This is a genomic window from Saccharothrix sp. CB00851, assembly GCF_001905065.1.
GTDB lineage: Bacteria > Actinomycetota > Actinomycetes > Mycobacteriales > Pseudonocardiaceae > Actinosynnema.
In genome coordinates this window covers 138,367-151,922 of record NZ_LWLC01000024.1, presented here as the reverse complement: position 1 = coordinate 151,922, position 13,556 = coordinate 138,367, and the positions used below count along the sequence as shown (strand labels likewise).

Genomic DNA, 13,556 nt, shown 5'->3' with positions numbered 1-13,556 from the left:
GGTCAGGGGAACAGAGGTCGGCGTGGTGCGCGGCGGCGGGTCGACTCGACCTCCTCCGCGAGTCGTGCACGTGCCTGCGCGCGGTCGAGCCCGACCAGGTCGACGTAGGCGAGGTCGCGCAGCAGCCCGTTCGGTTCGCACGGCGCGACCCGCACCGGCACCAGCGTGCGCCGGAGTCCGAGCGGGTCCGCGCGCCACGCCGCGTGCCACTCGGCGGCGACGGCGGGGTCGTCGAGGTACGCCGGTGAGACCACCGCGATCGTGCGGGCCGAGAGCCGCACTGCCTCGTCGAGCCGGTGGACCCGGTTCGTGCCGGGCAGCGCGTCACGGCTCTCCAGTCGCACCCGCCTGCCCCAGGACTCGACCGCCCACGCGATCCACTCGCCCCATTCCCGGTCGGCCGCCGCGCAGGACACCATGAAGTCCCAGTCCACTCGTGCCACCCCCGACGGCAGACGTTCCGAGGCAATCAGACAACCGGCACACTACTCGCGCAGAGAGGGGACATGACGCCGATGACCGTATACGGAATCGACCTCGGGACCACCTATTCCTGCATAGCCCGGGTGGACGACACCGGGCAACCGAAGATCATCCGCAATTCCATCGGGGAGGAATCGACACCGTCCGTCGTCTTCTTCGAGTCGCCGCACAACGTGGAAGTCGGTCGGGTGGCCAGGAACGCCGCCCTGACCGACCCCCAACTCGTCGTCTCACTGATCAAGCGGGACATCGGCAAACCCGGCATGACACTGGACTTCCACGGCAGCGAACACACCCCGGAATCGATTTCCGCCTTGATACTGCGCGATCTGGTGAAGTCGGTCGAGGGCAGCACCGGCGACCGGGTCGCGGACGTCGTCATCACCGTGCCCGCGTACTTCGGGGTGGCCGAACGGGAGGCGACCCGCCAGGCGGGTGTGATCGCCAACCTGAACGTGGTGAACGTGGTCCCCGAACCGGTCGCCGCCGCCCTCTACTACGGCGTGCTCAACGCGGGTACCGACCGCACGATCCTGGTGTTCGACCTGGGCGGTGGCACGTTCGACACCACGGTGATCAAGCTCAGCGGCGGCGACGTCACGGTCGTCTGCACGGACGGCGACCACGGCTTGGGCGGAGCGGACTGGGACGGCAAGCTCGCCGACCTGTTGGGCGAGCGGTTCACCGAGCAGTACCCGGACTCGGACGCGACGGACAGCGAGGACTTCCTCCAGGAGGTCGGCCTGCTCGCCGAGGACCTGAAGAAGGCGTTGAGCGGCCGCCGGAGCATGCGGCAGACCATCCACTTCAAGGGGCTCAAGGTCACCACCGAGGTCACCAGGGCGGAGTTCGAGGACATCACCGCCGAACTGCTCGACCGCACGATGGACATCACCGAGCGCACCCTCGCGCTGGCCGCCGACCGCGGTGTCACCCACTACGACCAGGTCCTGCTGGTCGGCGGCTCGACCCGCATGCCCGCCGTCGCGGAGGCGTTGCGCACGCGGTTCGGGTTCGACCCGAAGGTGCACGAGCCGGACCTCGCCGTCGCGAAGGGCGCGGCGCTGTTCGCGCTGGTGGAGTCGCTGCGCGTGCGGCTCACCGACGACAGCGAAGTCGACCTCGTCGCCCGGGAACTCGACGTCTCGGCGGAGGCGGTGCGCTCGATGGCGGGTCGGAAGGTGGGCATCGTGACGCCGCGTGCGTTCGGCGTGGCGGTGCTCGACCCGGACGACCCGGACAAGGCGAAGAGGCTGGTCAGCCACCTCCTCGTGGCCAACACGCCGCTGCCGGCGGTGGTCACGAAGCAGTACCTCACGTCGTTTCCGAACCAGCAGGCCATCGACATCGAGATCTGGGAGCAGGCGGGCGCGATCGCCTCCGAGTCGCTGGAGCACAACAACCAGATCGGCGGCGCCCGGATCGACAGGTTGCCGCCGCTGGAGGAGGGCTCCCCGGTCGACGTGACGTTCCGGATGGACGAGAGCGGGATGCTGAACGTGCTGGCCAAGGAGATCCGAACGGGCAAGGAGGCCACCACCGACATCACCATCGGCGACCTGAGCGAGCAGCAGATCAGCGCCGCCCAGGCGATGGTCGCCCGACTGTCGTGACCGCCGTCGTCGTGGGTCAGCGCGCTGAAGGGCTCACGACGGCGGACACGACCGCGACCCCGGAGGGCCGGGACACCAGTCCGCGCACGATCTCCTTGATGGTCGGGCCGACGCGCGTCGCCGGCTTGTCGCCGAACGCCGCCTCGCCGGCCGCGGCCCGGCGCCGCCGCAGCCACAGCAGGTCGGTCAGCTCGGCTGATGCGGCGGCGAGCAGGTCACCGACCCGTGCGGGGTCGGACGGGTCGTCGAGCAGGCCGTCCGCCGCCCGGTAGGCCACCGGCTGCCGCAGTTCGTGCGCGAGCACCGCGGATTCCGCGATGTGCCGCCGGTCGCCGGTGACCAGACCCAGTTCCCGGTACAGGTGCATGGCCATCAACCAGTCGCTCCGGTGCCGGGCGACCGCGAGTCCGGCCTCCAGTCGGCGCACGGCTCTCGCGTCGTCCCCCGATCGCCGGGCCAGTGCGGCGAGCCGGCCTTCGCAGTCCACCAGCAGCGACAGCGCCCCGCAGCGCTGGGCGAGCCTCCTCGCCTCCTCGTAGTGCTCCAGCGCGTCGTCCGGCCAACCCCGCCGCAGGGCACCGTCACCGGCGACGAGCCGCGCCGCCACCACCCACGGCGAGGGAGGCTGGTCCGCCGCCGCCCTGCCCAACCGGGCCGCCGTCTCCACCACGGACGCCGCCGCACCCGACACGTCCAGCACCCAGCACATCGTCACCAGGCACGACAGGACGTCCGTCCGCTGCCCGAGCCGCGTGAACGCGTTGGCCGCGTCGTTCAGCACCGGCGCCGCCTCCCGGTAGCGCCCGACGGCCGCGAGGCACTGGCCGTGCTGCCGCAGCGCCTCGGCGCGCAACTCCGGCGCGGAGATGCCCTCCAGGAGCTCTCGGCTCTCCGCGTTCCACTCGGCGGCGTCGCCCACCTCGCCCTCGCCCAACGCCACGTCGGCCAGGCGGACCAGGCACATCGCTTGCACGAACGGGTCCCCCTCCACCACGTCGAGCGCGTCGTGGAACAACCGGACGGCCTCCTTCGACCGTCCCTTGGCCTGCGCGATCAGTCCCAGGCCGAGCAGGCACACCCCACTACCGCGACGGCTGTGGGCGGCGTTCGCCCGTCGCACGCCCTCTTCGAACATCGTCCACGCGCCGTCGAGGTCGTCGTGGTGCAGGCAGACCTGCGCGAGTTGGCTGACGAAGCCGTGCGCGAGGTCGTCGCCCGCCGTCGCCAAACCCTCGACCAGCACCCGACGGGCTTCGTCCGTGCGCCCGGCATCGGTCAGGACCGCGCCGAGGGTGAGCCGGCAGCTCTCCGCGAGCATCGGGTCCATCGCCGTCGCCAGCCGCAACGACTCCCGCGCCGAGTCGAGGTCGCCGAGGTCGCCCCAGATCAGACCGAGCTGTTGGTGCGCGTACGCCTCGGCCCGCCGGTCCTCGATCTCGGCGGCGAACTGGATGACGTTCTCGTAGGCGGCCCGCGCGTCCTCCAGCTCCCGGGACATGACGTGCTGGTACCCGAGCAGGAGCGTGCACCGCATCAGCAGCGGGACGTCGTCCATCTCCAGGGCGAAGCCCAGCGCCGCCGCGACGTGCTCCTGGGCCTCCTCGAACTCCCGTTGCTCGACCCGCACCTGGCCGAGCTGCAACTCGGCGGCGGCGATGAGCCGGCCCATGTCCACGTCGGCCGCGGCCACCTCCTGGGCCCGGAGGTCGTGCCGGGCGGCGGCCACGTGGTCGCCGCACGCCCGGGCCAGTTCGGCCAGGTCGCGGTGGATCGTCATCGAATCCGTCTCGTCGCCGATCTCGACCGCGACGGAGTGCGCGCCCAGGCTCATCCGTGCCGCGGTGTCGGTGTCGGCGCGGGCCAGGGCCACCTCACCGAGGAGCTGGTAGCACCCGGCGAGCACGATCCTGGCGTCGAGCCGTGCTCCGATCCGGGCGTCGCCCGCGACCGCGATCGCCGACCGGTAGGCGTTCTCGGCGGCGGCGGTCTCGCCGCGCAGCCGGGCGATGGTGCCGAGCTGCTGCAGCCCGGTGGCGACGGCGACGAGGTCACCGGACTCGATCGCGACCCGTTGCGCGGTGTCCTGTTCGGCCTCGGCGAGCGCGTAGTCGCCCCGCCGGAGGGCGATGACCGACATCCGGTGGTGGAACACCCTGGCCCGGGTGTGGTCGTGACCCGCGAGGTCGAGCGTCTCGGTGCACAGCGACCACTCGCGCTCCAGCGCCCCGATGCGGTCCAGCACCGCGCACATCTCGGCGGAGACGGCGAGGGCCTGGTCGTCCTCCTCCGCCCGCCAGCTGTGGTGGCGTGCTTCCTCCAGGTGGGTCAGCCGCACGAACGGATCGGCCTTCCACAGGTCGGCCTGCCAGCGGTGGTACGCCGCCGCCCGGCGGTGGGCGATCAGCAGGCTCGTGGGGTCGGCCCTGGTCGCCATGGCCCGCGCCGTCCACCGGTGCACCAGGTACCGGTCTTCCACCGGGGTCAGCAGGGTGAGGCCGACGAGCCGGTCGCGTGCGGCGGCCAGCCCGTCCCGTTCCGCGGGCACGACCAGCGCGCCGAGGTCCCGGTTCACCTGGGCGTGGGTCTCGCCGTCCAGCGGCAGCTCCGACCGCGATCTGGCCGACCCGGTCCGCTCGGCTTCCGCCAACTCGGCGTAGACCTCGCTCAGGCGCGCCTGGCGGCGCGGGTCCGGTTCGGGTTCGGGCGCGACGATCCAGGCCAGGGCTTGGTGCTCCACCGGCTGCCGGAACACCGACGCCGCCACGAACAGCTCCGCCGCGAGCGGGAACGACCTGGAGACCTCGGCGTACAGCTCGTCGAGCAGCACGTCGGAGGAGATGATCGACACCGTCTCGGCGAGGGCGCGGTCCAGGTCACGACCACCGGCGGGCCACCACTCGTCGGTGGCGCCCTTCCCCGCCAGCAGCAGTGCCCGCTCGATCCGTTCCACGACATCGGGGAAGTGCCTGCCCTTGCCGCGCCTCTGCTCCCGGGTGGCGCCACCGCGGAGCAGGGCGTCCAGGTACTCCAGCGCCCTGGGGTGCCCTCCCAGGGCGTGGTGGGCGCGCAGCCGTGCCTCGGCGGGCAACGAGTCCAACGCGGGCAGGCGGAAGATCAGCTTGCGGGTCTCCGCCTCGGACAGCGGTCCGAGGTGGTGGGCGACGATCCGCCGGGACCGGGTGGGGATCGTCATCCGGGAGGTGACCACGAGGTTCACCCGTCCGCGCAGCTCGAGCCAGGTGTCGAGGAACTCTTGGAGCTGCTGCGGATCGGCGTCCGGTCGGCCGTCGGCCTCCAGCGGGTCGCCCAGCGGGTCGTCCAGCATCAGCACCAGCCGCGCCCGCACCCCCGGCAGGATCCGACCGAGGATCTCGATCTTGGTCCGCCAGGTCTCGGACGCGTCGCGCAGCAGTTCGAGTTCGGGCACCGCCCGCACGCCGAAGTGGGCCTTCACCGTCACGCGGACCGTGTCCACGATCTCGTCGGGTGTGCACACCCCGTGCAGGGCGGCGACCAGGACCCGTTCCTCCTGCCCGAGCAGGTGCACCAACTCCGCGGCGAGGCTGCTCTTGCCCACGCCGCCCATGCCGTGGATCAACGCGCCGGAGCCCGCGCGGAGCTCGCGGAGGAGCTTGCGCAGGTCGACCCGCCGTCCGACGAAGTCACCGATCTCCAGGTCGGTGATGCCACCCGCGAGCGGCCCGCGGACCCGGGGCACGACGTCGTCGGCGAGACCGCGCCCGAACAGCCGGCTGTGCCAGACGCGCAGGTGCAGCGCGGGTACCGACCACTCCGGGAGGTGGTGGTCGGGGTCGGCCGCCCGGTCCGCTTCCAGCCGGCGTCGCACCGACGACATGGCGACCAGCACGTCCGGGTCTTCCTGGGAGGCGAGTTCGCCGTAGACGCGGGACAGGAACTCGGTGGCGTACTCGTCGGTGACCGACGCCGTCATCGCCAACACGGCGGGGACACCGCGGCGGATCAGGCTGTCCGCGAGTCCCGGCAGCTCGTCGGTCGCCTGGCTGGTGGCGCACCCGGCCAGGACCACCAGGGGAACCAGCCGACCGGGGATCACCAGTTCGGCGGTGAGCCGGTCGGCGGTGACCTCGTCCACCCTGCCGTCGGCGGTCTCCAGCACCAGCACACCGGAGCGGGCATGGCAGGAGATGTGCAGGACGTGGAACGACTCCTCGGTGAGGGCCTGCCGGATCGCGTCGACCGAGCCCCAGTTGAGGATGCGCACGTACGCCTGCTCGCGGCGGGCCCGGTCGACCTGGTCGAGGATGCGGGACAGCTCGTGCTCGTAGTCGAGCAGTTCGCCACCGCCCTCGTCCGGGCCCGCGATCACCGCCAGGATCCGCAGCGGCCCGGGCACCTGCGGCAACGCCGTCGGCCCGAGGCCCGCGGTGTGCCGGTACAGGCGCACCGACGGTCGCAGGGCCAACGGCTCGCCGTCGAGCACGAGGCCCTCCCACGGCAGGTTCGCCAGCTCCTGGTCCACCTCCAGGGCGATGTGCGCGGCACGACCGGACGACGCCGACTCCTCGATCCGGGCCGCCAGCGCCACGGCGATCGATCGCGGCAGGAACGCCGCCGTCAGGGCACGGCCGACCGCGGTCACCTGGTCCACGGCAGCGGTCGCGGGCCGCGGCCGGACGTCGGAGCGGAACGTGCGACCGGTCGACGTGCGAGCCTGCTCGGCCGCCCAGAGCTGGTGCGCCAACTGCTGGGTCATGCCGAGGTTGGGTGCCGAGCGGTCCTCGGCCACACCGGTGACCAGCGTCGTCGTGGAACCGGTGATCCGCAGGGTGGTCAGCAGGGGCGTGTGCGGTACGCGCGCCCGGTCGGCCGGCACGACGAGCGAGAGGTCGACGGGACGGTTCCGCCGCACCGACCGCAGTTCCGCGACCAACTCGGCCACGAGCTCGTCGAAGCTCCGCTGGTCCACGACCCGGGCGAAGCTGAACCCGGCCCAGGCTTCCAGCAGCGGCGGCAGCACCACCTCGTCGTCGCGGAGCACCGGGACGAGCCGTTCGAGCCGGCCCGCCGCGGCCCGACCGGCGAGGGCCGCGTACTCGTCGGTCACCCGTCCGTCCCGCGGCGCGCGCTTGCTGACCACGATGATCGCGCTCTCGGCTTCCTGGATCGCCTGGTCGACGCGGTGGGTCTTCGACTGACCCGCGTGCACGTCCCACGAGTGCAGGAACACCTCGAACCCGGCTGCCTCGAGCCCGTGCGCGAGGTATTCCGCGAACACCACGTCCACATCGGCGCAGGAGAGGAAAAGCCGACTCTTCACCACTCGGATCGTGACAGCGGCGAACCCCGACCATAATGGGGGAACACAAGCTGGCAAGTAGTTGTCAACTATGTGGCCAGGATTGCCGGAGCGCCCGGTGCTACAAAACAACCATGCTCCCCGCACCGGGTTCACCCACCGATGGAACGCACGACGACATCGCCGGAGAACAACCCGATCCGGTCGCCGCCGCGTTGGACACGGTGGCTGAGCGGATGGACCGGCTGGAATCCGCGGTGGCCGACTTCCACCGCAGATCCGCGCATCGCGAGGCAATCATCGACCGGCTGCACGACGAGAACCAGACCCTGCGCGCGGGACAGCGCCGTGAATTGCTGGAACCCCTCGTCGCGGACCTCGTGCGGCTGCACGACGGCCTGCTCCGCCAGGCCCGGCACCAAGCGGGTGACCTGCTCACCGGTTTCGCCGACGACGTCGTGCTCACCCTCGACCGCTGCGGGGTCGAGGTGGTGCCCGCGGTGCCCGGTGAGGCGTTCGAGAGCGGGCGGCACGCCGTCGGCGGGCTGCAGCCGTGCGAGGACCCGACGTTGCACAACACCGTGGCCGTGCCGTTGACCGCCGGGCTGCGCGACCGCGAGACGGGACGCATGCGGCGGCCCGCGAAAGCGATCTTCTACCGAGCCGACCAGACGCCCGAGGCGTGACCGGAGCGAGGAACCGCATGGCTACCTATGGGATCGACCTCGGCACAACGTACTCGTGCGTGGCCTACATCGACGACGTCGGGCGACCGGCGATCGCCAAGAACGCCATCGGGGAGGACACCACACCGTCGGTCGTCTTCTTCGAAACCGAGGACAACGTGGTGGTCGGCCGCGGCGCGAAGGACTCCGCGAAGCTCTACCCGGGCCAGGTCGCATCGCTGGTCAAGAGGCAGATGGGCGAACAGGTCACCTTCACCTTCAACGGGGAGGAGCACACCCCGGAGTCGATCTCGGCGCTCATCCTGAAGGAACTCGCGCGCGCCGCGTCCGAGCACACCGGTGAACCGGTGAAGGACGTCGTGATCACCGTGCCCGCGTACTTCGGGCTCACCCAGCGCGAGGCCACCCGCAACGCCGGTGTCATCGCCGGGCTGAACGTGGTCGACATCGTGCCCGAGCCGGTCGCGGCGGCGTTGCACTACCAGGCGATGAACGCGGGCGAGGACAAGACGATCCTCGTCTACGACCTCGGCGGCGGCACCTTCGACACCACCGTGATCCAGCTGACCGGCAACGAGGTCAAGGTGGTCTGCACCGACGGCGACCACCACCTCGGCGGCGCCGACTGGGACGAGCGGATCGCGACCAGGCTGCTCGACGCGTTCACCACCGAGCACCCCGACGTCGACGCGGCCGAGAACGAGGACTTCCTCCAGTTGCTGGACTCCGAGGCCGAAGCGCTCAAGAAGGTCCTGTCCAGCACCGTGTCCCGCAAGAACCGCATCCAGTTCGGGGGCGAGGTGAGCACCGTCGTGCTGACCCGGGCGGAGTTCGAGGAGTCGACGGCCGAACTGCTGCAGCGCACGTTCGACATCACCGCCCGCACCATCGAGGTGGCCAAGGCCAAGGGCGTGGAGGAGTTCGACGAAGTGCTCCTCGTCGGCGGCGCGAGCCGGATGCCGGCGGTCGCCGCCGGACTGCGGAGCAGGTTCGCGTTCGACCCGAAGGTGCACGACCCCGACCTGGCGGTCGCCAAGGGTGCGGCCATGTTCGGCCTCATCCACTCGGTGAAGATCGCCTTGCCCGAGGGGGGCGACGACGGCGGCCAGGGCGTGTCGGACAGCGCGTTGGCCGCCGTCGCCGATCAGCTCGGCATCGAGCCCGAGCACGTGCGCAAGCTGGCCGACCAGGAGGTCGTCACGGTGTCGCCGCGCGCGTTCGGGGTGCGCATGTTCAAGGGCGACAGCGACGTCGAGTTCGTCGACCACCTGGTCGGCGCCAACGACCCGCTGCCCGCCGCACCGCCGAAGAAGCAGTACTACACGCGCTACGAGGCGCAGACCTCGATCCGGATCCAGGTGTGGGAGCAGGCGGGTGCGATCGCCTCCGAGTCGTTGCAGGACAACGACCTGATCGGCGAGGGCGTGATCAGCGAGCTGCCGCCGCTGCGCAAGGGCTCACCGCTGGAGGTGGCGTTCCGGATGGAGCGCAACGGCAGCCTCCAGGTCGAGGCGGTCGAGCTCAGCACCGGCAAGAGCTTGAAGATCGAGCTGATGATCGAGGGGCTCAACGGCGAGCAGGTGGAGCAGGCGCGGGACGCCGTGGCCCGCTACACCGTCGGGGGGTGAGCGTTCATGGCGGACGAGTTCGAGGCCTACCGCACCACCGTGCTCGACACCGCGCGCCGCAACGGCAACCAGCCGCCCACGGACCTGTTCGCCCGGTACAACATGGATCCGCGCGCGGTCGGAACGCCGGAGGAGTTCAGCCGCAGGGTCGGCGCGGTCACCAAGTACTGGCGCGCGCTCAAGCTGAAAAAGCTCTACCGGGCGATCGCGATCGCGCTGTTGGCCGCCCACACCGACCTCGAACGCAAGAACCTGCTGAACCTCGACGCGTTCACCAAGCAGCGCGAGGCGGACCGGGGCAAGGCGCGCGAGCAGCTCGACCGGCGGATCGAGGTGATCGCGGGCTCGTCACCGTGCATCACCCTCACCGGGCTGCGCCGCCTGGTCGCGGCAGTGGACAACGCCTTCTCCGAACAGGAGATCAAGGAGGCGCTGCACGACCGGGGCGTCTCGGTCATCGACCCGCCGTGGGAGCTGCCTCCCGGTCCGGCGACCCCGGCGGCGCGGTCGCTGCGCGCGCCGCTGACCGCGCTCGGGTTCCGGCTGTCACCGGAGGTGGTCCTCGGGACCGAGGCGGTGCGCGCCGGGTTCAAGGTGCGCGACGGGTTCCGGTTGTCCGGCAGTGACAAGACCATCACCGTCGCCGACCTGGAACGCGCCCGCGACGAGCAGACCCGCACCAGCCAGGACGAGCGCAAGACCGCGATGGACAACGTCATCGCGATCCTGATGAACGCGGCCAAGCAGCCGGAGAACGTCCACGGGCTTGTCCTGTGGGAGATCCGGGAGCACCTGCGCCCGGACGTCGAGGCCGGGCTGCCGGTCCGGTTGATCGCCCACTCGGCGACGGAACTCGGCCTCGACGCCACCGAGGCGCTGCACCTCGCCGTCACCCTCGCCGGGGACGGCGTCGGTGGCAGGCGCGATCGCGGCACGGCCCAGTCGGTGGCCGACGCGCTGGCCGCGGGGGAGTTGCGGGAGGCACGCAGGCTGCTGGACGACGTTCCGCCCGACGAGTGCAAGGACCTCCGCGCGCAGCTCGCCGCCGCGCTCACCCGGGTCGCCGAGCTGGTGGCGCAGGCCGACGCGGCGTGGTCCGCCGGACGGACCGAGGACACCGCCTCGCTGCTCGCCGCGGCCGCCGAGGTCGCCCGGGACGACGAGACCCTCCACAGCCGCTTGGCCGAGATCCCACCACCACCGGTGGGCGCGGTGACGGCGGGGATCGACCGGGATCGCGTGGTCGTGCGCTGGGACCCGAGCCCCGCGCGCACCGGCTCGGTCCGCTACCGCGTCGTGCGCACCGACGGCGGCCCGGCGGTGTCCAGCGCGGCCGGCGTGGTGGTCGAGGAGACGTCGGCGAACGAGGCGGTCGACTCGTCCGTGCCGGCCGCCGACCCGGTGCACTACACGGTGTTCGCGTCGCGGGGTGGCACGTGGTCGACCGGCAGCGCGGCCGACGCGGTGGAGTCGCTGCCCGCGGTGGAGGACGTCGTGCTGACCTCCGACGAGCGGTCCGTGACGGCCTCGTGGCGGGCCCACCCGTCGGCGACGGCGGTCACCGTGACCCGGACGAGCCGGTCCGCACCGAACGCGCCGCCGCGGCAGGTGCCGGTTCGCGCCGACGGCGGGTCGTCGTTCACCGACACCGACGTGCGCGGTGGCGAGACGTACGACTACGCGTTCCGCGCGGTGTACCTGACCAGGTCGGGTGCCAAGCGCGAGTCCGAACCGGTGGTGGCCGCGGCGAGCCCGACCGCCCGGCCCGTCGCGGTCACCGACCTGGTGCAGGAGGTGGTCCAGGTGAACGGGGCGGCGGTGCTGCGGCTGACCTGGCGGCCTCCGCCGTCGGGTGCGGTGGAGATCCGCTCGTCGGTCGATCGCCCGACGTGGGAGGTCGGCTCGCTGGTCAGCCGCCGGGCGCTGACCACGTTCGGGCAGCCGGTGGGCGGCGTCGTCCGAACCGGTGCGGACGGCCGTGCGGTGCTCGAAACCCCGGTGCGGCACGGCCGGATGACGCTCACCGCCGTGACGCTGGCGGGCGACCACGCCGCGATCGGCGGCACGGTCTCCGTCACGCTGGTCGACGCGGTGACCGGGGTGCGGGCCGACCGGCTGGACGACGTGGTGCGGCTGCGCTGGGCGTGGCCGCGAGGCGCGCACCTGGTGCGGGTCAAGTGGTGGCCGGACGACGGCGTCGACCCGCCGGTCCACGTGGAGCAGTCGGAGGTCACCGCTCGGGCGCACAGCAGTTCGGGCGGCGCCGAACTCCGGGTCGGGCCGAGCGCCACCGTCCTGGCGGTCCAGGCGGTGACCCGCACCAGGGGTGAGGAGAGCACGTCCCCGGTCGTGCTGACCCGGGTGCCCGGCAGGCCCACCAGCGTCGGCTACCACGTGCGACTGGCCGGTCTGCCCGGCAGGCGCAGGATCGACCTCACGCTCACCAGCGACCGGCAGTGCCGGCTGCCGGCGATCGTCGTGGTGCACCGCGAGGACGGCATCATGCCGCTGCGCCCCGATCGCGGCCGCGTCGTGGCGAAGTTCCCGTCACGCAACCTGGCGCCGGGTCGACCGGTGTCCCTGGTCCTGCCGGTGCGGGTGAGCCCGCTGTCCGGGCTGGCCTGTTTCGTCGACCCGAACTCGACCCACGCTGACGAGGTGACCCTTGTTCCCGGCAATCCTGGGTAGTCGACTGCACTGCCCGTACTGCTACCGGCCGTTCCGGCAGAAGGAGATCCGGTTCCGCTGCTCGGGACGCACCGGCAAGCGCGCGAAGTGCGCCACCGCCCTGGACCGGACACTGGCCGACCAGCTGGGCGACCGCACCCCGCAGCTGCCCGTGTTCGACGCGGACAGCCGCAAGTCGACGGCCGTCCACCCGCCGTGCGGTGCCGAGACGCACTACCGGGTCTGCCCGCACTGCCACAGCCAACTGCCCGTCCACTTCGGGCAGTCGGACAGCAAGATGATCGCGCTCGTCGGCGCGAAGAACAGCGGCAAGACGATCTACATGACGGTGCTGCTGCACGAGCTCATGAACAACGTGGGGGAGCGCTTCAGCGCGGCGGTGCTCGGCGCGGACGAGGAGACCCGGAAGAAGTTCCAGCTGGACTACGAGCAGCGGCTCTACCAGGACCACGAGTTGTTCGGGACGACCAAGACGCTCGGTGCGCAGCGGGGCGGACGCAGGCCGCTGGTCTTCTCGTTCACCACCCCCGACGGTGGGCGCAAGGTGCGGCGGTCGCTGCTGTCGTTCTTCGACACCGCGGGCGAGGACATGGTGTCCGAGCACAGCGTTGACCAGAACGTCCGCTACCTCACCAGCGCCGACGGCATCATCCTGCTGTTCGACCCGCTGCAGCTGCGGGAGGCGCGCATCCACGCGGACGCCGACGCCCTGCTGCCGGAGATCGCCGACTCACCCGCGACGGTGCTCACCAACATCGTCGAGCAGTTGCACGGCAGGCTGGGGGTGAAGGCGAACCGGCGCATCGGAACGCCGCTGGCGGTCGTGTTCACGAAGATGGATGCGCTGGAGGGCTACCTGCCGCCGGAGAGCCCGCTGCGCCGCGTGCCGCCGAGCACGGCGAGCTTCAACGAATCGGACAGCTTGGCGGTGCACCGGCACATGCGCGCGTTGCTCGACGATTGGGCCGGGCACAACCTCGACGAGGCGCTGTCGGCCAACTTCGCCAAGTACCGCATGTTCGGCGTGACCGCACTGGGCGAGAGCCCGCGGCTGGAGGGAGGCACCAGGCAGCGGGTGTCGGAGCGGGGTGTGCAGCCGCGCCGGGTCGAGGACCCGTTCCTGTGGCTGATGAGCGAGTTCGGAGCCGTCCCGAAGAGCACCAAGCCGGCCGGGGAGTGA

At 71.6% G+C, this 13,556-nt stretch carries 7 protein-coding genes; 5 read left to right on the top strand and 2 right to left on the bottom strand.

The genetic code is table 11. From position 1 onward, the window contains the following. Window positions 1-2 precede the first annotated feature (2 nt). Complete coding sequence (locus tag A6A25_RS24150) at window positions 3-434, bottom strand: toll/interleukin-1 receptor domain-containing protein (protein WP_083668615.1); 432 nt, start codon at window positions 432-434, stop codon at window positions 3-5. Window positions 435-515: 81 nt separating this feature from the next. Between A6A25_RS24150 and A6A25_RS24145 the strand changes: the two genes are divergently transcribed. Continuing rightward, window positions 516-2,096: an Hsp70 family protein gene (locus A6A25_RS24145; protein ID WP_073893489.1), complete on the top strand. Its 1,581-nt coding sequence runs from the start codon at window positions 516-518 to the stop codon at window positions 2,094-2,096. Window positions 2,097-2,112: 16 nt separating this feature from the next. Here A6A25_RS24145 and A6A25_RS24140 read toward each other — a convergent pair whose 3' ends face one another. Beyond that, window positions 2,113-7,395, bottom strand: a complete 5,283-nt coding sequence (locus A6A25_RS24140) for a CHAT domain-containing protein (protein WP_158073804.1) — start codon at window positions 7,393-7,395, stop codon at window positions 2,113-2,115. Between the two features lie 113 nt (window positions 7,396-7,508). On the opposite strand from A6A25_RS24140, the gene A6A25_RS24135 reads away from it, so the two are divergent. The 4 genes from A6A25_RS24135 to A6A25_RS24120 are packed head-to-tail and all read left to right on the top strand — an operon-like array spanning window position 7,509 to window position 13,556. Continuing rightward, the gene (locus A6A25_RS24135) at window positions 7,509-8,060 is read left to right on the top strand and encodes a hypothetical protein (RefSeq protein WP_073893485.1); all 552 of its coding nucleotides are present in this window, start codon (window positions 7,509-7,511) and stop codon (window positions 8,058-8,060) included. Between the two features lie 17 nt (window positions 8,061-8,077). Continuing rightward, the gene (locus A6A25_RS24130; protein ID WP_073893484.1) at window positions 8,078-9,688 is read left to right on the top strand and encodes an Hsp70 family protein; all 1,611 of its coding nucleotides are present in this window, start codon (window positions 8,078-8,080) and stop codon (window positions 9,686-9,688) included. Window positions 9,689-9,694: 6 nt separating this feature from the next. Continuing rightward, a complete protein-coding gene (locus A6A25_RS24125; RefSeq protein WP_073893482.1) occupies window positions 9,695-12,376 on the top strand; it encodes a hypothetical protein in 2,682 nt (893 codons plus the stop codon). Continuing rightward, the gene (locus A6A25_RS24120) at window positions 12,354-13,556 is read left to right on the top strand and encodes a TRAFAC clade GTPase domain-containing protein (RefSeq protein WP_083668613.1); all 1,203 of its coding nucleotides are present in this window, start codon (window positions 12,354-12,356) and stop codon (window positions 13,554-13,556) included. Before A6A25_RS24125 ends, A6A25_RS24120 begins: the two co-directional genes overlap by 23 nt.

What these genes read in the sequence shown, in the direction of transcription:
- A6A25_RS24145 (WP_073893489.1), top strand. Translation starts at nt 516, where the DNA reads ATGACCGTATACGGAATCGACCTCGGGACCACCTATTCCTGCATAGCC.
- A6A25_RS24135 (WP_073893485.1), top strand. Translation starts at nt 7,509, where the DNA reads ATGCTCCCCGCACCGGGTTCACCCACCGATGGAACGCACGACGACATC.
- A6A25_RS24130 (WP_073893484.1), top strand. Translation starts at nt 8,078, where the DNA reads ATGGCTACCTATGGGATCGACCTCGGCACAACGTACTCGTGCGTGGCC.
- A6A25_RS24125 (WP_073893482.1), top strand. Translation starts at nt 9,695, where the DNA reads ATGGCGGACGAGTTCGAGGCCTACCGCACCACCGTGCTCGACACCGCG.